Here is a 22,281-nt window from a genome sequence, read left to right on the forward strand (position 1 = left end):
CCCAAGCAAAACGGCCCGCTGACGTGACTGTCAGCGGGCCGTTTTTATTTCCTTGATGCGCAGCGTCAGAGTTGCCGCGTGTACGTGCGTGCCTGATACAGTGCCAACGCGCTCAACCCGACGATCATCGCGATCGCCAGCACGTCGGCAAATGGATAGCCCCAGTAGTTCGTCATTGCGTGGTCTCCTTCGGTTCGACGTCGATCAGGCCGGTATCCGCCATGCGCCGGCGGCCAAACTCGGTGATGACATAGCGGAAGTGCATCTTGCCGGTGGCTTCGTCCAGCGTGTCTTCGGGCGTCTGCACCAGGCCTCCGGAATACAGGTCGGCCAGAATGGCGCGGATGTTGCCTGTCCAGTACTCGTCTTCGGGTTTGCCATATTCGATGCAGGTGCGATGGGCGATGTCGCTGTCCCACAGGCCATCGCTCTCGGCCAGCAGTTGCAGGATGTAGCCCTTCGTGTGCAGTTTCATGCGTGCGTCTCCGTTGTCGTTGCGGGGATGGCGGGTGTCGTGCCGCGAATGACCTCGAGGTTTTCCGAGCTTTCCGACACCATCACAAAGCCACCGAAGATCACCAGCGCCAGCCCGATCAGGAAGTACCACTCCGGAAATTGCAGCGTGAAGACGGCGGTGAAGATCGTGGCGAACATCGCGTAGAACGCCCCCAGCGCCTGCCCGCGCCCCACACCGATCAGCGGGAAGGACTTGTACCAGGCCACCGCGCAGAACGAGAAGGTGAGGCCGCCCACCGCCAGCCACAGCAGCGCCTTGCTGTGCACGATGCCGGAGACGATGGTTGTGACGGGCACCGGCACGTGTGCAAACAGCGCGATGGCCGGCAGGATGAGGACGACCCAGTAGATGGCCTCGGCGGTGTAGCGGATGGAGACGCCGCAGTCGGGGTCGGTCACGTCCATCGCGCGGCCGACGATCGCGCCTTCCAGCCCCCAGCCGATGGCGGCCATGGCGCCGCCCAGGTAACCGATCCACTGGTTGCCGCCGCTGTGCGATTCGGCCATCAGCGCTGGCGCGTAGATCGCCACGCCGCCGAGGATGATGATGGCGATGCCCACCGCTGCCCGCGCGCTGATGCGCTCGTTGTACCAAAGCTTGGCCATCGTCGCGCCCACCACCGGATACAGCAGGCCTGCTACCGCCGCGAACACCGCGCCCACGTAGCCCATCGCCAAGTACGAGCCGAAGTTGGCCATCAGCCCGCCAGCCACTGCCGCAATGAAGTACCAGCGCGAGATCTTGCGGAACTGGCCGATGGTGCGGAAGTAGTCGCCCAGCTTGCCGAGCGTGCCGAGCCACACCCACTGGAACAGCACCACCATGCAGCTATGGAATGCCGTGATGACGGCCGCGCAGGTCAAGAAGACGCGCGGATCGGAGAGGTCCAGCGCACCGAACGGCGATTCATGCCAGACGGCCGTGCCCGGCACGTACCAGGCGCCCCACAGGATGGCGGCCCATAGCGCCCAGCGGTAGCCCCACTGCAGCGTACGTCGATGATGTGCCGCGCGGGCGGCGGAGGATGAAGCCAAAACCGGTCTCCTTGTTCTGTGCGCCGTGCCCGCGATGCATCATGCGGGTAGCGCGAAAGTTACTGGAGGTGCAAAAATTAACTGAAGGTATTTCTGGGTGAGTCTAAGCCGGCCCTCCAGGCTTGCCGGAAAATCAGTCGCAACGATTGACGGGTTTGTCAGAAGTTGACGTATGCAACGTCAAGTGACGGTGGTGCGTTAGGAAGCACCTGCCTCGGGCACTAGATCCATCACGGTGATGAGGTGCAGCGGTGCCTCGGTGGCAGGGTCGCGCGCCAGTGACGTGGTCACGCGCACCGGTACGGCTGAGCCATCGCCGCGTACCAATTGCAGCGAGAGCGCATAGGTCGGCACCGTGCCAGCGAGCAACTCCCCGTACTGGCGCAGGTGGCGCGCAAGGTCATCTCGGTGCGTGAGATCGAGCAGCGTGCGCTGCTGCAGCGCCGCTTCGGACTGGCCCAGCAGCTTGCACAGCCATGGGTTGGCACGCAGGCAGCGGCCCTCCAGGCTCACCTGCGCGATGCCGACTGGCGCCTGCTCAAACAGCGTGCGCAGCTTGGCTTCGCTGTCGCGGAAGGCGGCTTGCGCTTCCACCTCTGCGGTCACGTCCTGCGCCGCGCCGATCATGGTGGGCGTGGCAGCCGTTGGCTCCTGCGCTTCGCCTTCCTCGTGGATATGGCGGCGCGTGCCGTCGGGCAGGGCGATGGTGTATTCCACGCGATACGGCTGCCGTGTGGCCACGGCCTGGTCCAGCACGGCCTGCACGCGGGCGCGATCGGCGGGAACGATGGCTTCCAGGTAGCGCGCCATCGTCACCGGCGTGGCCTGCGGCACCCAGCCGAAGATGCGGTAGGCCTCGTCTGTCCAGCGGCAGGCGTCGCTGCCGGGTTCCCAGACCCAGCTCCCCAGGCGGGCGATCTGCTGCGCCTTGGCGAGCAGCGCTTCCGAGTCGCGCAACGCGGCCTCAGCCGTGCGGCGTTCCGTGATGTCCAGGCTCAGGCCGATCATCTTGACCGGGCGGTCCTGCGCATCCCGCACGAGTGTGGCGCGCGACACAATCCAGCGCACCACATCCGGTGCCGGGCGGATGCGGAATTCATGCGCGTAGACCCCGCCGTCGGCCAGGTTCTGCGCGATCGCGGCCTGCACGCCCGGCGCGTCTTCGGGGGCGACGCACTGCCAGAAGTCTTCCAGCGTACGGATCGGCCGGCCGAACAGGCGCGCGGCATTCGGTGAGTACGCCACCGCATCCGTCAGCAGGTTCCACTCCCACGTGACCACGCCGGAGATTTCCTGCGCGAAGGTCATGCGCGCCTCGCTTTCCATGATGGCGGCCAGGTGCTTCTGACGGCCTTCACGGGCGCGGGTGTCGGTGTTCAGGTTGGCTTCCAGGTCGGCCAGGGCGCGGTCGCCGTAGCGCAGCCACAGCCAGTTCACGTTCAGGAAGCGCGCCAGTGCCAGCAAGTTGGCGTATTCGATCTCGCCGCCGCGCGTCCACTTGTGTACCGCCGAGGGCGACACCCCCAGCGCCGCCGCCACCTGCTTGAGCTGGATGCGGCCGCGCGTCAGCACGCCTTTGAGGCGGCCGGCAAAGCTGTCGTCATCGAGCGGGCCGTCAGACGGCGGGAGTGAAGCAGCGGTCATGGAGCGGGATTTACTGAGAGTGATTCACGACAGTATAACGCCTAGAAAATAGCGAAAAACTATCAAATTTCTATTTTATTAGGTCTTAACGATTGGCCGGAGGCAACTAATTTTTCCTAGACTAGTCCATAATTCTCTAAAGGTAAATAAAAACACCAACAGTGAATTTCTGGGTCGCCGCACCAAGTCCCGCCTGTTCAGGCGCTACGGTGTCGGCATTTCGGGCGCCGTCTTCTTTGTGCGCCAGCCATCAACAGGGCTACTGGATATGACGCAAGCTTCCCTTTCCACCGATTTCCGTTCCACCACGCTGGCTCCCCGTCTTGATCTGTATATCGACGGCCAGTGGGTGCAGCCCGAAGGCGGCGTGTACCGCGACATCGTCGATCCCGCCACCGAAAACGTTCTGACGCAGGCCGCCGATGCGTCCGTGGCCGACGCACAGCGCGCCATTGCCGCTGCCCGTCGCGCGTTCGAGGAAGGCCCGTGGCGCAACACCGGCACGCGCGAGCGCGCACGCCTGCTCAACCGCATTGCTGACGCCATCGACGCCGACGCTGAAAACCTCGCGACGCTCGAATCGCTGAACACCGGCAAGACACTCATCGAAAGCCGCTGGGACATGGATGGCATCGCCGCTACCTTCCGCTACTTCGCGGGGCTGGTCGCCACGGAATCGGGCCTCATCAACGAAGCGCCGGACACCGTCATCAGCCGCACGCTGCGCGAGCCGGTGGGCGTGTGCGGCCTGATCACGCCGTGGAACTACCCGCTGCTGCAAGCCGCGTGGAAGATCGCGCCGGCGCTGGGCGCGGGCAACACAGTCATCATCAAGCCGAGCAACCTGACGCCGCTGACCACGCATCGCTTTACGCAGTTGCTGGAAGAGATCGGTCTGCCGCCGGGCGTGTTCAACTTGATCACCGGTGCGGGCGAAGCCGGTGCTGAGCTGTCTCGCAACCTGGACGTGGATCTGGTTTCGTTCACGGGCGGGGCAGTCGCTGGCGCGGCCGTCATGAACGCGGCCATCGGCAACTTCAAGAAGATCGGCCTGGAGCTGGGCGGTAAGAACCCGAACATCATCTTTGATGACGCGGACTTCGATACCGCTGTCGACTACGCCGTCAACGCGGCGTTCTTCCACGCAGGGCAAGTGTGCTCAGCCGGTTCGCGCCTGATGCTGCAAGACGGCATCCATGACCGCTTTGTCGACGCGCTGGTCGAGCGCGTGAAGCGCATCCGCGTGGGCAACGGCTTTGCCGAAGGCACGCAGATGGGTCCGGTGCAATCTGCATTCCAGCGCCAGAAGATCATCAACATGATCCAGGCCGGCGTGCAGGAAGGCGCGGTGCTGCGCTGTGGCGGCAAGGCACCGGAAGGCAAGGAATTCGAGCGTGGCTTCTGGCTGGAGCCGACCGTGCTTGCCAACGTGCGTGACGACATGAAGATCGCTACTGAAGAGATCTTCGGCCCGGCACTGACCATCGAGCGCTTCTCCACCGAAGACGAAGCCGTGCGCCGCGCCAACAACACGCCATACGGCCTGGCCGGCGCCGTGTGGACGCAAGACCTGAACCGCGCCAACCGTGTGACGCGCGCACTGCGCTTCGGCACCGTGTGGGCCAACGACTATCACCCGTACTTCCCCGAGGCCCCGTGGGGCGGCTACAAGGCCAGCGGCATTGGCCGCGAACTGGGCCGCGGCGGTCTGGACGAGTACACCGAACTCAAACACAGCTACATCAACCTCGCACCGGCCCCGATGGGCTGGTTTGGCACGGACGCTGAGTAACCAGGGGGGGCTAGTTTTGACGACCAACACCGTACAGGAATACGACTACATCATCGTGGGCGCGGGCTCGGCGGGCTGCGTGCTGGCCGCGCGCCTGACCGAAGACCCCGACGTGACCGTGCTGCTGCTCGAAGCGGGCGGCCCCGACCACCGCTGGGATTTCCGCACGCAGATGCCGGCTGCGCTGGCGTATCCGCTGCAGGGCACCACGTACAACTGGGCCTACGAAACCGAGCCCGAGCCGCACATGAACAACCGCCGCATGTCGCAGGGCCGCGGCAAGGGGCTGGGTGGCTCGTCGCTCATCAATGGCATGTGTTTCATTCGCGGCAACGCGATGGACTACGAGCGCTGGGCGAGCGACTTCCAGTTGGACGACTGGACCTACGCCGACTGCCTGCCGTACTTCCGCAAATCGGAAACCTACGACAAGGGCGCCAACGATTGGCACGGTGACGCCGGCCCGCTGCAGGTCACCACGCCCAAGCAGGACAACAGCCTGCTGTTCCACGCCTTTATCGAAGCCGGTGAGCAGGCCGGCATTCCGGCAACGGATGATCTGAACGGCTATCGCCAGGAAGGCCTTGGGCCGATGGACCGCACGGTCAATGCCAAGGGTCGCCGCGCCAGCACGTCGCTCTGCTATCTCGACAACGCGCGCAAGCGTTCCACGCTGACGGTGCTGCCGCGCGTGCTGGCCGATCGCGTGATCTTCGAGGGCACGCGTGCCGTGGGTGTGGAAGCGCTAATGGACGGCAACCGTGAAACATGGCGTGCGCGCCGCGAGGTGATTGTCACCAGCGGTGCTATCGCTTCGCCGCAGTTGCTGCAGCGCTCCGGCGTGGGCAATGCTGACGAGTTGCGCGCCATGGGCATCCACTCGGTTGCGCATCTGCCCGGCGTGGGCGAAAACCTGCAGGACCACCTGGAGATGTACATCCAGTACGAGTGCCTGCGTCCGGTGTCGATCTACGAAAACACGCTCTGGTACAACAAGCCGAAGGTCGGCCTGGAGTGGTACCTGCACGGCACGGGTGCCGGTGCCAGCAACCACTTTGAGGCGGGTGGCTTCATCCGCAGCGACGACAGCTTCGAGTGGCCGAACATCCAGTACCACTTCCTGCCGCTGGCCGTGAACTACGATGGCAGCAACCCGGTGAAGATGCACGGGTTCCAGTGTCACGTCGGGTCGATGCGTTCGCCGTCCACGGGCTACGTGAAGCTCGCTTCGCGCGACCCACGTGACAAGCCGCGCATCCTGTTCAACTACATGGCGCATGACGTGGATTGGCGTGAGTTCCGCGCTGGTGTGCGCATCACGCGCGACATCATTGCGCAGCGCGCATTCGATCAGTATCGCGGTCGCGAGATCAGCCCCGGTCCGAGCGTGCAGACCGACGCCGAGATCGACGCCTTCGTGCGCCATCACGCCGAGACCGCGCTGCACCCGTCCTGCACCTGCAAGATGGGTTCGGCCGACGACCCGATGGCCGTGGTCGACAACGAAGGCCGCGTGCACGGGCTTGAAGGCCTGCGCGTGGTCGATGCGTCGATCATGCCGCGCATCGTCACCGGCAACCTGAACGCGCCGACCATCATGATGGCCGAGAAGATCGCTGATCGTATTCGCGGTGTGGCACCGCTTGCGCGTTCGGACGCGGCGTTCTACGTGCATGGCAAGTCGCCGCTGCAGGCGCCAGTGAAGCCGCTGGTGGCCAGCGAACTGGTGACAGCCTGATGCGCTGGCGCAAGGTCGCGACGATGCTGGGTGGGGCGGCGGCATGCGCTGCTGCGCTGCCCGCGCTTGCCGAGGACGCGCCGGCCAGCGACGACAAGCGCTGGTCGGCCAACGCTTCTGTCGTCTCGCAGTACGTATCGCGCGGCCTGCGCCAGACGTGGGGCAAGCCTGCGCTGCAAGCCGGCATCGACTACACGCTGCCGAACGGCTTCTACATCGGCGCGTGGGGCTCGCAGGTGAGCGACCACGTCATCGCCGGCGCGCATGCCGAGATCGACACCTACCTCGGCTACGCCACCACCGTTGCGCGCGACATCGAGTTGACCACCGGGCTGTATCGCTACTGGTATCCGGGTGCCCGCTATGACAAGGCCTTCGCGGGCGGCCCGGCCACCGGCTACGACTACACGGAATGGATGGTCGGCGCCGGCTGGCGCGGCGTGTCGGTCAAGCTGTGGACCACGCTGTCGAACTACTTCGGCTTCGATGGCAACTCACTGGCCGACGGTATCGACAAAGGCAGCCGTGGTTCAACCTATGCCGAGGCCAATTGGGACGTGCCGCTACCCAACGATTTCACGCTTGGCCTGCATGTGGGCCATGAGCACGTGCGCAACCACAGCGCATTCAGCTTTACCGATTACCGCATCGAACTCTCGCGGCCCATCAACAAATTCCTGATGCTGTCCGCCGCCTTCACGGGCGCGGACGCGCCTGCCTACGCCCACCAGATCTCGGCGCGCAACGGCGTCGATCGCATGACGCTCGGCCGACGTACGGTCGCGCTCAAGCTGACGGCGACGTACTGAGCGGCGAGCGACGGCGCTCTACCTGCAACTTCAATCCCTTTCCCACAACCTCTGCTTTTACAGCACACACCATGGCCTCCCTGGGTTTTACCGACGTTGTCGGTCTGGTCGGCGTCGCCGCTTATGTCTCCGCGCACTTTGGCGTGCAGGTCTTGCATAAGCCGCCGACCGGCGCGTTTGCCGTTCGCCTCAACCTGCTGGGGCCCATCTGCATCCTGATTTCGCTGATGGGTTCGTTCAACCTCGCGTCGTTCCTCACGCAATTCTTCTGGCTTGTGCTCACGCTGATGGGCTGGTGGCGGAACAAGCAGGCAGGGCGTCCGGTGGCGGAACCCGCCAGCGCACCGCGTCCGGGGCAACCCGCGCAGCAGTAGGTTCGCTGCATACGGCCAAAACCGCGTCGACGTACGCGGTTTTCTTTGCTTGATATATTGACTTCATAGTCATAAACTCAGGCGCATCTGATCGACAGGCGTGTGCTCTCCATCGTGGCTACCACTTCACAGCGCGGCCGACCGCGTGAATTCGACATCGCTTCCGTTTCCGAAGCCGCTTCGCGCGTGTTTTGGGAGCGGGGCTATCACGCCACCTCGCTGGATGATCTGACCTCGGCGACGGGCTTGCTGCGCGGCAGCCTGTACGGCGCATTCGGCGACAAGCACGGCATGCTGCTCGCCGCGCTGGACCACTATGCGGAGGGCGCGCTGGCACGCCTGTCAGAGCGTCTCAACTCCGGCCTGCCACCCGCAGAAGCCCTGCGCAGCGCGCTTCTGCATCACACGCGCGTGGCGTGTGCGCTGACGGGTTTGCGAGGTTGCCTCATTACCAACACCGCGCTCGAGCTGGTGCCCACGGACGCCGAAGTGGCTGAGCGCATCGAATCGATCATGCGCCGGATCGCCCTGTTGATGGCGGCTGCGGTGATGCGGGGTCAGGCCGAAGGTGTCTTCAACACGGCATTGGACGAGAAAGCGGTGGCGGACTTTCTGCTGTGCATGACGCAGGGCCTGCGTGTACTCGGAAAGGTGGTGCACGACGAAGCCCGTCTGGTGGCTGCCGTGGAGATCGCCATGCGCGCACTTGCCTAAAATTTTTGCTTGTTTATTGACTGTATAGTCACGAAAATGGAGAGAATATGGCGTTTAGTACAGAGGCGCAGCTAGCCCTGACGGCAACCGAAGCCGTTGCCGCGATTCAGTCGGGGCGGCTGGCATCGGCCGACTACACGGCGACCTTGCTTGCACGAGCGAAGGCATTGGGACAGTTGAACGCGCTGACGGCGCTGGATGAGGATGCTGCACTCGCTGCCGCGCGCGCCGTCGACGCGCTGACGCCCGAAGCACGCGCGCGGTTGCCGCTCGCCGGTCTGCCCATCGTCGTGAAAGACAACATCAATACCGCGCGATTGCCCACCACGGGCGGTACCCCGTCGCTCGCAGGGTTCGTTGCTCGCAACAACGCGCCTTCTGCGCAGGCGTTGTTCGATGCCGGTGCCATCCTGCTGGGCAAGTCGAACATGCACGAGATGGCGCTTGGCATCACCAGTACGAACCTCAGCCCCCACGTGGGGCCGGTGCGCAATCCGTACGACATGGGGCGCATTCCGGGCGGCTCGTCCGGTGGCACTGCGGTGGCGGTGGCGGCACGTATCGTCACAGCAGGCCTGGGCAGTGACACGGGCGGCTCGACGCGCATTCCGGCGGCGCTCACGGGCACGGTGGGCTTTCGCCCTTCGGTAGGAGACGGCGGTCCGCGGCGCCGCTATCACGACGACAACGCCGTCGTGCCGATCAGCCGCACGCGCGATACCGTCGGGCCGATGGCGCGCACCGCGGCAGACGTTGCGCTGCTCGATGCAGTCATCACCGGCGCCGGGCCGCTGTCCGACGTGGCGCTGGCGGACTTGCGCATCGGTCTACTGGCGGAGTGTTGGCAGGATCTGGACCACGAGCTTGCGGCGACTGCGCATGCGGCGATTGATCGGCTGCGCGGGGCTGGCGTGACCTTTACCGAGGTGTCGATGCCGCAACTCCATACGCTGTGCGCGCAGATCAGCATGGCCATCGCCTTGACCGAACCTGTGCGCGACGTGGCCGACTGGCTGATCGCCAACGAAGCCCCGGTACAGACGGTCGCGGGGCTGGCTGCGCAGATCGCCAGCCCCGACGTGCGCGGCGCCTACGACGTGATTCTCGCCGGCGGCCTGCCTGCGCAGTACGCCGAGGCCATGCAGGTCTGGCGCCCGCAATTGCAGCAGCACTATGCGCAGACATTTGCCGCGCATCAGATCGACGCGCTCCTGTTTCCGACCACGCCGCTGCCCGCCGTGCCGATCGATTTCGAGAACGGCTCATCCACCGTGTCGATCAACGGCGGTGCACCCATCGACGAAATGGCCGCCTACTTGCGCCACACCGACGGCGCCAGCGTGGCAGGTATCCCTGGGTTGTCGCTGCCGGCCGGCATGACCGCCAGTGGCTTGCCCATCGGCCTGGAGCTGGATGGCCCATTGGGCAGCGATCGCCGTGTACTGGCGATCGGGGCGGCACTGGAGCGCGTGTTAGGGCCAGTGCCGGCGCCCATGCTGTAACGCTGCCATGGCGAGCGCGGTGTGTCGTCCCGCGCTTTTTCTTTCTCCTATTTTTGACTGGTTAGTCATGAAAGCGGATTCTCTTTCACAGACCAATGCTCCACCCGCGCGCACCGCGGCGCATGCGGGCACGCTCGCGCTCGTGGTGCTGCTGACCGGTGCCTTCCTGTCACCGCTGGATTACTTCATCGTCAACCTAGCGCTGCCGGCCATTCGCGATGGTCTGCATGCGACATCCGCAGAGTTGCAGTTGATCGTGTCGGCGTACACCTCTGCCTTTGCCGTGTTTCTGGTGACGGGCGGGCGACTGGGCGATCTGTTGGGCCGCAAGCGCATGTTCATGCTGGGCATGGCCGGTTTTGTGGCCGCATCGGTGTGGTGCGCGGCATCGCCCAACGGCGGTGTACTGGTGATGGGGCGCGTGCTGCAGGGCGCTTCAGCGGCGGTGCTGGTGCCGCAGATTCTGGCCACCATCCGCACCGTCGTCGCCCGGGAGCGGCAGACGGCGGTCATGAGTTTCTACGGCTTTGTCTATGGCTTTGCATCGGTCGTCGGACAGATTGGCGGTGGGGCGCTCATCACGCTCAAGCCGTTCGGGCTGGGCTGGCAGTCGATCTTCCTGATCAACGTGCCGGTGGGGCTGCTGGCATTGGCGGGCGCGTGGCGCTGGGTGCCGGAAAACCGCGCTGCGCACGGCGCACGGTTGGATATGCCGGGGCTGCTGTGGCTCTCGCTCTTCATCGGGCTGGTGGTCTATCCGCTCACACAGGGGCGCGAGGCCGGCTGGCCGGCATGGACCGTGGCCATGTTGCTGGCGGCCGTCCCCGCACTCTGCGGTTTTCTATGGACGGAACATCGGCTACAGCAGCGTGGCGGCGATCCGCTCATCGACCTGCGCATGTTTCGCAATCCGGTGTTTTCGCTGGGCCTTATGCTGGCGTTCTGTTTCTACTGCGACAGCGCGTTTTTCCTGACTTATGGCATCACTCTGCAGAGCGGCCTGGGCTGGACGCCATTGGCGGCCGGGCTGGCCATTTTTCCGTTCGGCGTCGGCGCGATCCTGGGGCCGCTGCTGTCGCCGGCGCTTGCGCGGCGCGTAGGTCATCACATCCTGACGGCCGGGTTTGCGTGCCTTGCGCTGGGGTTCGGTGCGTCGGGTGCGCTGCTGTTCGCGGGCGCGGAGCCGACGCCTGCGTTTTACGCCGCGCTGGCGGTGGCCGGCGTCGGTCATGGCATTGTGCTGCCGTCTGTGGTGCGTATCGTCATCGGTGAGATTCCACCGGCCAAGGCCGGGCTGGCGTCGAGTGTTGTCACGTCGATGCTGCAGATCGGCTCGGCGTTTGGCGCCACGGCCATCAGTGGCGTGTTCTTCTCGGTGGTGGGGCAGGGCGCGCGGGCGGCGGACTATGTGCGCGCGTATCAGGCCGGGATCGGCGTTGTGGCGGCGCTGTTCGTACTGTGCGTGGTGCTGGCGCTCAGGCTGGGGCGATCGGCGCGGCCCGCTTGAGGGGCTCACGATTGCGATTGCGGCCCCGAGGGCGACTCGCCAAACGCCGCCATCATCGCATCCACAAAACTGCGCAGCTTGGGCGTTGGCCGCCGGTCGGGCGAGTAGAGCAGGTGGATCGGCCGTGACGGCGGTTCATAGTCCACAAGCAGTTGGACCAGGCTGCCGCTGGCGAGGTCTTCCCGCACCAGTTCGACCGGTTGCAGGATGATGCCCAGCCCCTCAAGCGCCGCCATGCGCAGCCCGGCCCCGTTGTTGATCGAGAAGCGGCTCTTCACGCGCACCGCGTGTTCCTGCCCATGCGCATCGGTGAATTGCCAATCGAGCGCGGTGGGCAGTGCCCAATAGGCAAAGCCCAGGCATTCATGCCCTTCCAGATCGGTCGGATGGATGGGCGTGCTGTGCGCGGCCAGATACGCGGGCGACGCACACACCACCAGGCGATACGGCATCAGTGGCCGTGCAATCAGCCCCGAATCGGCCAGCGGCGCGATGCGGATCACCGCGTCATAGCCTTCGTCCACCACATCGGCAATGCGGTCGGACAGCGTCAGGTCGACCTGCACCTCGGGATACGCGCGCAGGTACGTCGCCAGCATCGGCACGAGGCAATGCACGCCAAAGCTGATCGGCGCGTTGACGCGCAGCGTGCCGCGCGGTTCGGCCTGCAGGTTGGCGGCCAGCGCATCGACGGCTTCGGCCTCAGCCAGCACGGCACGGCTGCGTTCGTAGAAAGCGGTGCCGGCGTCGGTCAGGCTCTGGCGGCGCGTGGTGCGGTTGATGAGCCGCATGCCGTAGTGCGCCTCCAGAAAGCGCACGTGCTTGCCGACCATCTGCGACGACAGGCCGAGCGCCACGCCGGCCGAGGCAAACGAACCGGTTTCGGCGGCTTTGACGAAGACCGCCATGCTGGTGAGTCGATCCATGATTGAAAACCAATCGTTTCAATAGATGGTTGGAAATTGAGGTTTATCTCTGAATAGGCGCTAATTATAGTCAGGGCTCGATTCTTGAACGGAGAGCCAACATGGCGCGCGTTGTACGCATTCACGAAAACGGCGGCCCGGAAGTGCTGCGCTTTGACGACATCGAAGTCCCGCCGCCCGGGCCGGGCGAAATCACTTTGCAGGTCAAGGCGCTTGGCCTGAACCGGGCTGAATCGATGTTCCGCTCGGGGCAGTATCTGGAGGCGCCAGTGTTTCCGGCCCGCCTAGGCTACGAGGCTGCAGGCGTTGTCAGCGCAATCGGCCCGGGCGTCACGGGCTTTGCCATTGGCGATGCGGTGAGCGTGGTGCCGCCGCTATCGATCACCCGCTGGGGCATGTACGGCGAGGTGGCCACCGTGCCGGCCAATGTGGCCGTCAAGCACCCGGCTTCGCTGGGCTGGACGGAGGCCGCTGCCGTCTGGATGCAATACGTCACGGTATGGGGCGGGCTGATCGATCTCGCCCAGCTCAAGCGAGGCGACGCCGTCATCATCACTGCGGCATCGAGCAGCGTTGGGCTGGCCGCCATCCAGTTCGCGTGTATGGTAGGGGCGACTGCCATCGCAACCACGCGCACCAACGACAAGGCGCAGGCGCTGCGCGCGGCCGGCGCAGACCATGTGATCGTCACGCAAGACGAAGATCTCGTTGCCCGCGTGCGAGACATCACCGGCGGTACCGGCGCGCGCGTGGTGTTCGACCCCGTTGCCGGCCCCCAAATGCTGCAGCTGGCCGAGGCGCTGGCCGATGACGGTGTGCTCATTGAATACGGTGCGCTGAGTCCCGAGCCGAGTCCCTTCCCGCTATTTGCTGCACTGGGCAAGCAATTGAGCGTGCACGGGTACACCTATCAGCGCGTGGTGCGCGATCCCGCAAAGCTGGGCGCGGCCAAGCAGTTCATTCTCGATGGGCTGGCCTCCGGCGCACTCAAGCCGGTGATCGATCGCGTGTTTCCACTGGAGCAGATCGTCGAGGCCCATCGCTATCTGGAATCCAACCAGCAGTTCGGCAAGATCGTCGTGACGGTATGACACTCGGTCACCGCCGCGCAAAGGCTTTGCGTGGTGGTGGCTGCGCTTTTTTGAGGTGATCGAGCTATGCGAAGATCAATTGTTGATACTTGGAGAACAGTCTTTTCTTGAGATGGTCATTTATTCATTCAAGACAACGATCTATTCTGGTCTCAAGCGCAACGAACTGAGCGCAACCGAACATCCAGGCAATCAAGGAGCCGATCATGAACACCGCATTCTCCCGCCGTATCCTCTTGGCCGCCGTGGCCGCTGTTTCTGCTTCCGCAGCACTGTTGTCGGCTTCTCCGGCTGTCGCCGGGCAGGTCAAGGAGCCTTACACCAACGGCCAAGCCGCAGCGAAGGCCGATCCGTACACTGACGGCGCTGCCGCCAAGTTCGATCCGTACACGCAAGGCGCTGACCGCCAGGCCGACACCTACGGCTATCTGTCGTGGAAGGGTGACCGCTTCGACCCCTACACCCAAGGTGCAGTCGGCAAGGCTGACCCCTACACCGACGGCGCCATCGCCAAGGCAGATCCGTACACCGATGGCGCCGCTGCCAAGTTCGACCCGTACACGCAAGGTGCTGACCGTCAGGCTGACACCTACGGTTACCTGTCGTGGAACGGCGACACCTCGTATCCGAAGGACGCTGCTTCGAACGCCTGATCGATCGACAGCCGCACCAAAGCAAAAGGGCCTTGGGGTGTAACCCAAGGCCCTTTTTGCTTGTGCAGCGTTTCTGCCTGGCGATCAGACCACGCCGGCTTCGTGCGCTTGCTGATCGGCGTGGTACGAGCTGCGCACCATGGCGCCCACGGCGGCGTGCGTAAAGCCCATCTCGTAGGCCTTCTCTTCGAACATCTTGAAGGTGTCCGGGTGCACGTAGCGCAGCACCGGCAGGTGGTGGCCCGACGGGGCGAGATACTGGCCGATGGTCAGCATGTCGATGTCGTGCTCGCGCATGTCGCGCATGACTTCGAGGATTTCCTCATCCGTCTCGCCCAGGCCGACCATCAGGCCGGACTTGGTCGGCACGTTCGGGTTGCGGGCCTTGAAATCCTTCAGCAGCTTGAGCGAGTGGGCGTAGTCGGCGCCCGGGCGGGCCTGCTTGTACAGGCGCGGCACGGTTTCGAGGTTGTGGTTCATCACGTCCGGCGGGCATTCCTGGAGGATGTCCAGCGCCTTTTCCAGGCGGCCGCGGAAGTCCGGTACCAGCACTTCGATGCGTGTGGCCGGCGACAGTGCGCGCGTACGCGAGATGCAATCGACGTAATGCTGGGCGCCGCCGTCACGCAGGTCGTCGCGGTCGACGCTGGTGATGACGACGTAGTTGAGCTTGAGCTGGGCAATGGTCTTGGCCAGGTTTTCCGGCTCGTTCACATCGAGCGGGTCCGGGCGGCCGTGGCCGACGTCGCAGAACGGGCAGCGGCGCGTGCACTTGTCGCCCATGATCATGAACGTGGCCGTGCCCTTGCCGAAGCACTCGCCGATGTTCGGACAGCTGGCTTCTTCGCACACTGTCACGAGGTTGTTGGCGCGCAGGATGTCCTTGATCTCGTAGAAGCGCGAGTTGCCGGTGGCGGCCTTGACGCGAATCCAGTCCGGCTTCTTGAGCTTCTCGGCCGGCACGATCTTGATGGGGATGCGTGCGGTCTTGTCGAGTGACTTCTGCTTGGCCGTGGCGTCGTACGGTTTGTTCGACGGGGCGGAAGTGACGACGCTTTCAGCGGCGCCGGTGGCGGAATCGGTCATCGTGTTCTCCGCGTGCGCTTGTGACACACGCTTGGGTCAGTCCTGCTTGCCAGTCGCTACGCGGTAGCGGCCTCGGCGGGTTGCGCTTGCGCGCGTTGCTGCAATTGGGCGACCAGCGCATTGGCCAAGTCGCGGGAAACGGGTTGCCAGTCGCTCGCATCGACCGTGCGCCCGGACGCATCGTGGGCACCAGCGGTCACCATGTCGACGGTTTCCAGGCCGGCATAGCCACACGGGTTGATCTGCGTGAAGGGCGACAGGTCCATCGCCAGGTTCAGGCTCACGCCGTGGTAGCTGCAGCCGTTGCGGATCTTCAGCCCCAGCGCGGCGATCTTGGCGCCTTGGTGTTGCCCGTTCGACAGGTAGATGCCGGGGGCGCCAGCCTTGCGTTCGGAGGCGACATTATACGTGGCGAGTGTCTCGATGACGGCCGCCTCAATCGCGTCGACCAGCGCCTTCACGAACAGCCCGCGGCGGCGCAGATCCAGCAAAAGGTAGGCAATGACTTGGCCGGGGCCGTGGTAGGTGATCTGTCCGCCACGGTCCACCTTCACCAAAGGGATGTTGCCGGGGGCCAACAGATGCGCTGGATCGCCGGCCAGACCGAGCGTGAACACCGGCGGGTGTTCGACCAGCCAGATCGTGTCGGGGGTGTCGGGACCGCGCTCGGCGGTGAACGTCTGCATCGCGTCGAAGCACTCGGCGTAGTCCTGAAAGCCGCGTTCGACGATGTCAATCGGAATCATGCTCGCGAGTGTATCGCAGGGCCGCCGATGGCGCCGGGTGCCTTTGCCCAGCTTGCTCGCAGGGTTGGCCCCAAAAAAAACGATGCCGGCGCGATGAGAGGCATCGCACCGGCATCGGGCTTTCGCGGCACACGCCGCAAAAGGAGGCTAAAACAGGTTCGGCGTGCTCAGGTGGCCAACTCAGGCAGCCACGATCGGCGTTTCGGCGTGCTCGTTCCAGCCGAGTGCGGCGAGCGTATGCCGCCAGCCGTCCGTCACGTGCCACGGCTTGCGAGGCATGTGGCCGTCCAGCGCTTCCACGGCCAGCGACACCGGGCCAATGGCTTTCGGGTCGACCGAGACGACGATTTCCTCGCCGCGTTTCACCGCGACGCTGCCACCGGCGTGCAGCCATTCATCGCCGGCTTTGTTCTCGTGCGTGACCCACACGTCACGGCCATAGGCCTCTTCAACGCGCAGGTTCTGGTTCGCCGGCATACGCAGTGCCACCACTTCACCGGGTTGGAGAGTGAATACAATTTTTGTTAGTACAGCTTTCATGATCGGCTCCTTCACGGCATCGAGGCGGGGCCTGCCGTGGAAGTAGTCTAGGTGGTTGGTTGCCTAGTACAAAACGATATATATTGTTGTCTTTGATAGTGCAGCTCACATAGAGATAAGAAGCGGCACACCGAAAATCCGGAGGGAATATGACGGAGATCCGCGAACCGATGCGCCTGCCTCCACTGGGCGCGCTGCGGGTGTTCGAGGCGGCGGCCCGCTATGAGAGTTTTTCGCGCGCGGCGACGGAATTGTTCGTCACGCACGGCGCGGTCAGCCATCAGATGCGCACATTGGAAGAGGAGCTCGGCGTGCCGCTGTTCGAGCGGCGTGGCAAGCGCGTCACGCTCACGCATGCGGGGCGTGTCTACGCCGATCGCGTGCGCGAGGCGCTCGACCAGATCGCCCAGGCCACGCATCAACTGCGCGCAGGCAATCGCGACAACCGCCTGGCCATCAGCACCATGCCGTCGTTTGCGGCGCGCTGGCTGACGCCGCATATCGGCACCTTCATCGAGCGTCATCCGGAGTTGGAGGTGGAGCTGTTCTCCAGCCCCGCACTGGTCGATTTCGGGCGCGAAGAGGTGGATGTGGCGCTGCGCATGGGCTCGGGCAACTATCCGGGCCTGTATGTGGAGAAGCTGCTCGACGACGTGTTCTTCCCGATCTGCAGCCCGTCGTACAACGGTGGCCGCCTGCCGCGCACGGTGTCCGAAATGGCGGGCATGACTTTGCTGCGCAGCGAGGGCGAGGACTGGACGCCCTGGTTCGAGGCCGCCGGCCTGAGCGGGTTTGTCGAGCCGCGCGGCGGGCTGATGTTCCAGGATTCATCGCTGCTGCTGCAGGCCGCGGCGGCCGGGCAGGGCATTGCGCTGATCCGACCGACGCTGGCCTTCAACGAGCTGCTTGCGGGCCGCGTGGTGCGCCTGTTCGAGACAACGACACCGTGCCCATGGAACTACTACTTCGTCTGCCCGCACAGCGCGCTCCAGACGCCCAAGATGCAGGCGTTCCGCGCGTGGCTGCTGCCGGAGATCACGGCGTTCAAGCTCAAGCTGGAGCGGTTGATGGACGACAACACCGTTTGCCTGGGCCACGTCGCCAAAGGGTGATGCCTGATCGTCTTCGCAAAAGCAAACGCCCCGGCATGACCGGGGCGTTTGCTTGAGCACGAGGTGCCTTACAGCACGATCTTGACCATCGGGTGGCTGGTCAGCGCCTGATACAACGCATCGAGCTGTTCGCGGCTGGTGGCGCGCACGATGACGGTCAGGCCGAGGTAATTGCCGCCCGACGACGGGCGCATTTCCAAGCGACCGGCGTGGAACTCCGGATCGTGCTGCTGAACCAGCTTGACGATCGTCTCGGCAAAATCATCCTGCATCGCCCCCATCACCTTGATGGGGAAGTCGCTCGGATACTCGATCAGTGATTGCTCGGGCGGGATGTGGCCCGGCGGGGGTGTGTGCGAAGAGGTCATGTCGAAGTAAATGGGGTCGATTACTTCTTTTTAAACCACAGCTTGACCGAGTCGATCGTGCGGCCGATGAAGCCGGCTTCCGGCACGGCTTCCAGCGCCACCACCGGGAATTCCGACACCACGGTCGAGCCATCCATCACCTTGACCGTGCCGAGCTGCTGGCCCTGCGTGATGGGGGCGATCAGCGGGTCCTTACGCTCCAGCACCGGCTTCAGGCGAGCACCTGCGCCCTTGGGCACGGTGATCCACTTGTCTTCGGCCACGCCCAGCTTCACGTTCTTGGCCTGGCCTTTGTACACGTCAGGCGTCTGCAGCGGCGCCTGGGCTTGGTACAGGCGCACCGTGTCGAAGAACTGGTAGCCGTAGTTCAGGACCTTCAGGCTTTCCTGTGTGCGGATGGCGTCGCTCTTGGTGCCGACGATGACCGACAGCAGGCGACGGTTCGCACCCGGCACATCCGGCAGCGGCCGGTTGGCCGACGTGACCAGGCAGTAACCGGCCGACTTGGTGTGGCCGGTCTTGCCGCCATCAACGGTCGGGTCGAGCCACAGCAGGCGGTTGCGGTTGGGCTGCTTGATGTTGTTATAGGTGAAATCCTTCTGCGAATAGAACTTGTAGTCCTGCGGGAAATCCTTGATCAGCGCTGCCGTCAGGATCGAAAGATCACGTGCCGTGGAGTAGTGGTTCGGATCAGGCAGGCCGGCGGCGTTGGCGAAGTGCGTGTTCTTCATGCCCAGGCGCTGCGCTTCGCGGTTCATCAGCATCACGAAGTTGGTCTCCGTGCCGCCCACGGCTTCGGCCAGCACCAGCGCGGCGTCGTTGCCCGACTGGATGATCAGGCCCTGCGTCATCTCGCGCACCGATGCAGGCTTGCCCGGCTGCAGGAACATGCGCGATTCATCGGTCTTGACGGAGCGCACGGTCTCGGTGGGCGTGATCATCTGGTCGTACTTGAGCTTGCCGTCGCGCACGGCTTCGAAGACCAGGTAGGCCGTCATCAGCTTGGTGAGCGAGGCGGGCTCGATGCGCTCGTCCATGTTGGCGCCAGCGAGCACCTGGCCGCTGGTCACGTCAGTCAACATCCACGAGCGGGCCGCGACTTGCGGGGCGGGCACGGGCTGCGCCGCGGCAGGCAGCGCGGTGACAAGCGTGGCTGCGGCAACAACGGTGACAGCGGCGGAAGAGAAGACGGAAGCGGTGAAACGGGTCTGCATGGCGGGTCCTGCGGTCTGCTTGAGGTTCAACGATGCCGCGCACCGGGGGAGGCGCGGCACCCGGAAAGTCAAAAGGTGAAAGTTACGGCCGTGGCGCCCAGGCGCCGGTGATCAGCTGCTTGATCAGGTGCAGCTTGCGGTGGAAGAAATGGTCGGCACCCGGAATGACGATGACGGGCAATTCTTGCGGGCGCGCCCAGTTGAGTACATCGATGAGCGGCACGGTGTCGTCCTGCTCGCCGTGGATGATGATGGTGTCGGCGGGCACCGGTGCCACGTCCCAGCGCGAGGTGGCGGTGCCGACCAGCGCCAGGCGCTCGGCAGGCGCGCCGGCCTCGGCCAGGCGGCGTGCCACCTGCGAGATGACGAAGCTGCCGAACGAGAAACCGCCCAGTGCCAGCGGCAGCGTGGCCACATCGGCCGACCATTCGGTTTGCGTACGCATCCAGTCGAGCACGGCCAGCACGTCGTCCTGCTCACCGATGCCGTTGTCGTGTGTGCCTTCGGTCTTGCCCACGCCGCGGAAGTTCAGGCGCACCGTCACGTAGCCGAGGCCGACGAAGGTGCGTGCCAAGGTCTGCGCGACCTTGTTGTCCTTGGTGCCGCCAAACAGCGGATGCGGATGCCCAACCAGTGCCAGGCCACGCGGCGCGCCACCTGCCACATCGGGCAGGTCAATCGACAGGTCGATCTGGCCGACCGGGCCGGGAATCAGGCGTTCTTCGGTATGCACGTTCATGGAAAAGCGGATGCGATCAAGCTCAGGCGTCAGCAGGGCGGTCGACCATCAGGCGTTCGACCGGTTTGCCCTCGATCAGATGGCTCTGGATGATTTCGTCGATGTCTTCTTTGTCGACAAAGGTGTACCAGACGGCCTCGGGGTAGACCACCATCACCGGGCCGAGTTCGCAGCGGTCGAGGCAACCGGCCTTGTTGATGCGCACGCGGCCTTCGCCGTTGATGCCAAGCTCCTTGCAGCGCTTTTTGGCGTATTCCTGCATGGCTTTGGCGCCAAAGTCGGTGCAGCAGCGCGAGCCGTCCTCGCGTTCATTCAGGCAGAAGAAAACGTGGTGTTGGTAGTGGCTGCTCATGGGCGGACAGGACAGGCTCAGAGGGCTGAGGTGACGGCGCACGAGGCAGGATCTGGAGGGCTTCCAGGCACCGGGCGCACAGTGTGGATTTGCGTAACGAGCCGGCATTATACGGCCCCAAGGTGGCGACTTCCCGTGAGTTGGCCGCGCGATGCTGCGTCGCAACACGTTTTCCGGATGTCTGGACGCCTATGTGCGCGGATTCCGGGATTGACGACGGGTGGGCCGGGTGCCATCGTAAGCACACCAAGCTGGCACTAGGTGGCACAAGGGCTGGCGGGTTATTGGTCAAGAAAATCAGCACTGGCATAGCCCTTGCAATAAAGAACGCCCTGCCGCGGGAAACGCCGGATGCGTCGGCGTAGCGAGGCAGGAGAGAGACCACACCAGGGCGGGTCGGACCGGGCGAGCAGTTGAGCGCACGGCCGGTCTGTGACACTCGAGGAAGACATGAAAAAACCGTTCTACAAAATCCTGTACGTACAGGTGCTGGCGGCCATCGTCATCGGCGTTCTGCTGGGCCACTACTCGCCCGAACTTGCTGTGAAGATGAAGCCGCTGGGCGATGGCTTCATTCAACTGATCAAGATGGTGATCGGGCCGATCATCTTCTGTACGGTCGTCTCCGGCATTGCCGGCATGCGCGACATGAAGAAGGTGGGCCGCGTGGGCGGCAAGGCGCTGATCTACTTCGAGGTCGTCTCGACCTTCGCGCTGATCATCGGTCTGGCAGCCGGCCACATCTTCAACCCGGGTTCGGGCTTCAACGTCGATGTGAACACCATCGACGCCAAGGCTGTGGCGCAATACGCCGCCAAGGCACACTCGGCCAGCACGGTCGACTTTCTGCTGAACATCATCCCGAGCACGGTGGTGGATGCGTTCGCCAAGGGCGACATCCTGCAGATCCTGCTGATCGCATTGCTGTTCGGCGGTGCGCTGTCCGCCATGGGTGAGCGCGCGCAGATGGTCACGGACTTCATCGACCAGATCTCGCACGTGTTCTTCCGCATCGTGCACGTCATCACGCGCGTGGCCCCGATCGGCGCGTTCGGCGCCATGGCGTTCACCATCGGCAAGTACGGCGTGATCTCGCTGGTGCCGCTGCTCAAGCTGGTCGGCACGTTCTACCTGACGGCCATCATCTTCGTGGTGGTGGTGCTGGGCACGATCGCCAAGTTGACGGGCTTCAACATCTTCCGCTTCGTCGCGTACATCAAGGAAGAGCTGCTGATCGTGCTGGGTACCAGCTCGTCGGAATCGGCACTGCCGCACCTGATGGAAAAGATGGAGAAGCTGGGCTGCTCGAAGTCGGTGGTGGGCCTGGTGGTTCCGACCGGTTACTCGTTCAACCTGGACGGCACCAACATCTACATGACGATGGCGGTGATCTTCATCTCGCAGGCGCTGAACATCGAGCTGACCTGGACGCAGCAACTGACCATCCTGGCTGTGGCGATGCTGACCTCGAAGGGCGCTTCGGGCATCACCGGTGCGGGCTTCATCACGCTGGCGGCAACGCTGGCCGTGGTGCCGGACATTCCGGTGGCGGGCATGGTGCTGATCCTCGGTATCGACCGCTTCATGAGCGAGTGCCGTGCGCTGACCAACATCACCGGTAACGGCGTGGCCTGCGTGGTGATCTCGGCGTGGGAACGCGAACTGGATCGCAGCAAGCTGGCCCAGGTGATGTCGGGCAAGCGCGGCGCAAACGTGCCGGCTGCTCCGGCGGCTTGATCAAGCCAACCTGGCGGGCGCCTGCGGGCGCCGGTGGCTGAAAGCGTAAAATTGCGGGGCCTGTCCTTCCAGACGGCCCCGCTTCT

At 64.3% G+C, this 22,281-nt stretch carries 22 protein-coding genes; 11 read left to right on the forward strand and 11 right to left on the reverse strand.

The window, feature by feature from the left end; genetic code table 11:
• Window positions 1–172 precede the first annotated feature (172 nt).
• The 3 genes from ACS13N_RS09395 to ACS13N_RS09405 form a co-directional block, all read right to left on the reverse strand.
• Window positions 173–475 (reverse strand): hypothetical protein, encoded by a 303-nt coding sequence (locus tag ACS13N_RS09395; protein WP_438931418.1) that lies wholly within the window; start codon window positions 473–475, stop codon window positions 173–175.
• Window positions 472–1,551 carry a DMT family transporter gene (locus tag ACS13N_RS09400; protein ID WP_438931419.1) on the reverse strand — a complete coding sequence of 360 codons (1,080 nt, stop codon included), beginning with the start codon at window positions 1,549–1,551 and terminating at the stop codon, window positions 472–474. Before ACS13N_RS09400 ends, ACS13N_RS09395 begins: the two co-directional genes overlap by 4 nt.
• 198 nt (window positions 1,552–1,749) lie before the next feature.
• A complete protein-coding gene (locus ACS13N_RS09405; protein WP_438931420.1) occupies window positions 1,750–3,195 on the reverse strand; it encodes a PAS domain-containing protein in 1,446 nt (481 codons plus the stop codon).
• Window positions 3,196–3,463: 268 nt separating this feature from the next.
• Between ACS13N_RS09405 and ACS13N_RS09410 the strand changes: the two genes are divergently transcribed.
• The 7 genes from ACS13N_RS09410 (at window position 3,464) to ACS13N_RS09440 (ending at window position 11,631) form a co-directional block, all read left to right on the forward strand.
• Window positions 3,464–4,987 carry an aldehyde dehydrogenase family protein gene (locus ACS13N_RS09410; RefSeq protein ID WP_438931421.1) on the forward strand — a complete coding sequence of 508 codons (1,524 nt, stop codon included), beginning with the start codon at window positions 3,464–3,466 and terminating at the stop codon, window positions 4,985–4,987.
• A gap of 16 nt (window positions 4,988–5,003) precedes the next feature.
• On the forward strand, window positions 5,004–6,725 hold the full coding sequence (gene betA / locus ACS13N_RS09415; protein ID WP_438931422.1) for a choline dehydrogenase: 1,722 nt from the start codon (window positions 5,004–5,006) through the stop codon (window positions 6,723–6,725).
• Window positions 6,725–7,534, forward strand: a complete 810-nt coding sequence (locus ACS13N_RS09420) for a TorF family putative porin (protein WP_438931423.1) — start codon at window positions 6,725–6,727, stop codon at window positions 7,532–7,534. Before betA ends, ACS13N_RS09420 begins: the two co-directional genes overlap by 1 nt.
• 71 nt (window positions 7,535–7,605) lie before the next feature.
• Entirely contained in the window at window positions 7,606–7,908 is a 303-nt protein-coding gene (locus ACS13N_RS09425) for a CBU_0592 family membrane protein (RefSeq protein ID WP_438931424.1), read from the forward strand.
• A gap of 114 nt (window positions 7,909–8,022) precedes the next feature.
• Window positions 8,023–8,622 (forward strand): TetR/AcrR family transcriptional regulator, encoded by a 600-nt coding sequence (locus ACS13N_RS09430; protein ID WP_438931425.1) that lies wholly within the window; start codon window positions 8,023–8,025, stop codon window positions 8,620–8,622.
• A 47-nt stretch (window positions 8,623–8,669) separates the two neighbouring features.
• Window positions 8,670–10,124 (forward strand): indoleacetamide hydrolase, encoded by a 1,455-nt coding sequence (iaaH, locus tag ACS13N_RS09435; protein WP_438931426.1) that lies wholly within the window; start codon window positions 8,670–8,672, stop codon window positions 10,122–10,124.
• Window positions 10,125–10,191: 67 nt separating this feature from the next.
• Window positions 10,192–11,631 carry an MFS transporter gene (locus ACS13N_RS09440; protein ID WP_438931427.1) on the forward strand — a complete coding sequence of 480 codons (1,440 nt, stop codon included), beginning with the start codon at window positions 10,192–10,194 and terminating at the stop codon, window positions 11,629–11,631.
• Window positions 11,632–11,636: 5 nt separating this feature from the next.
• On the opposite strand, the gene ACS13N_RS09445 is transcribed toward ACS13N_RS09440, so the two are convergent.
• Window positions 11,637–12,557 (reverse strand): LysR family transcriptional regulator, encoded by a 921-nt coding sequence (locus ACS13N_RS09445; protein WP_438931428.1) that lies wholly within the window; start codon window positions 12,555–12,557, stop codon window positions 11,637–11,639.
• Between the two features lie 101 nt (window positions 12,558–12,658).
• Between ACS13N_RS09445 and ACS13N_RS09450 the strand changes: the two genes are divergently transcribed.
• Window positions 12,659–13,648, forward strand: a complete 990-nt coding sequence (locus ACS13N_RS09450; protein ID WP_438931429.1) for a zinc-dependent alcohol dehydrogenase family protein — start codon at window positions 12,659–12,661, stop codon at window positions 13,646–13,648.
• A 206-nt stretch (window positions 13,649–13,854) separates the two neighbouring features.
• Window positions 13,855–14,301: a hypothetical protein gene (locus tag ACS13N_RS09455; RefSeq protein WP_438931430.1), complete on the forward strand. Its 447-nt coding sequence runs from the start codon at window positions 13,855–13,857 to the stop codon at window positions 14,299–14,301.
• An 84-nt stretch (window positions 14,302–14,385) separates the two neighbouring features.
• Here the strand turns inward: ACS13N_RS09455 and lipA are convergent, their stop codons facing one another.
• The 3 genes from lipA to ACS13N_RS09470 form a co-directional block, all read right to left on the reverse strand.
• Window positions 14,386–15,387 (reverse strand): lipoyl synthase, encoded by a 1,002-nt coding sequence (lipA, locus tag ACS13N_RS09460; RefSeq protein WP_438931431.1) that lies wholly within the window; start codon window positions 15,385–15,387, stop codon window positions 14,386–14,388.
• 56 nt (window positions 15,388–15,443) lie between these two features.
• Window positions 15,444–16,133, reverse strand: a complete 690-nt coding sequence (gene lipB / locus ACS13N_RS09465; protein WP_438931432.1) for a lipoyl(octanoyl) transferase LipB — start codon at window positions 16,131–16,133, stop codon at window positions 15,444–15,446.
• A 180-nt stretch (window positions 16,134–16,313) separates the two neighbouring features.
• Window positions 16,314–16,673, reverse strand: a complete 360-nt coding sequence (locus ACS13N_RS09470) for a DUF2917 domain-containing protein (protein ID WP_438931433.1) — start codon at window positions 16,671–16,673, stop codon at window positions 16,314–16,316.
• 149 nt (window positions 16,674–16,822) lie between these two features.
• On the opposite strand from ACS13N_RS09470, the gene ACS13N_RS09475 reads away from it, so the two are divergent.
• On the forward strand, window positions 16,823–17,785 hold the full coding sequence (locus tag ACS13N_RS09475) for a transcriptional regulator GcvA (RefSeq protein WP_438931434.1): 963 nt from the start codon (window positions 16,823–16,825) through the stop codon (window positions 17,783–17,785).
• Between the two features lie 68 nt (window positions 17,786–17,853).
• Here the strand turns inward: ACS13N_RS09475 and ACS13N_RS09480 are convergent, their stop codons facing one another.
• The 4 genes from ACS13N_RS09480 to ACS13N_RS09495 all read right to left on the reverse strand — a co-directional run bounded on the left by ACS13N_RS09480 (window position 17,854) and on the right by ACS13N_RS09495 (window position 20,458).
• Window positions 17,854–18,153: a YbeD family protein gene (locus ACS13N_RS09480; protein ID WP_438931435.1), complete on the reverse strand. Its 300-nt coding sequence runs from the start codon at window positions 18,151–18,153 to the stop codon at window positions 17,854–17,856.
• 20 nt (window positions 18,154–18,173) lie between these two features.
• On the reverse strand, window positions 18,174–19,367 hold the full coding sequence (locus ACS13N_RS09485; protein WP_438931436.1) for a D-alanyl-D-alanine carboxypeptidase family protein: 1,194 nt from the start codon (window positions 19,365–19,367) through the stop codon (window positions 18,174–18,176).
• Window positions 19,368–19,449: 82 nt separating this feature from the next.
• Entirely contained in the window at window positions 19,450–20,106 is a 657-nt protein-coding gene (locus tag ACS13N_RS09490) for an alpha/beta hydrolase (RefSeq protein ID WP_438931437.1), read from the reverse strand.
• Window positions 20,107–20,128: 22 nt separating this feature from the next.
• Window positions 20,129–20,458, reverse strand: coding sequence for a (2Fe-2S) ferredoxin domain-containing protein (locus ACS13N_RS09495; protein WP_438931438.1), 330 nt, complete (start codon window positions 20,456–20,458; stop codon window positions 20,129–20,131).
• A gap of 450 nt (window positions 20,459–20,908) precedes the next feature.
• On the opposite strand from ACS13N_RS09495, the gene ACS13N_RS09500 reads away from it, so the two are divergent.
• Complete coding sequence (locus tag ACS13N_RS09500; RefSeq protein ID WP_438931439.1) at window positions 20,909–22,195, forward strand: dicarboxylate/amino acid:cation symporter; 1,287 nt, start codon at window positions 20,909–20,911, stop codon at window positions 22,193–22,195.
• Window positions 22,196–22,281 lie beyond the last annotated feature (86 nt).

It is taken from the genome of Ralstonia sp. 24A2 (genome assembly GCF_051783885.1).
Classification (GTDB): Bacteria; Pseudomonadota; Gammaproteobacteria; order Burkholderiales; family Burkholderiaceae; genus Ralstonia.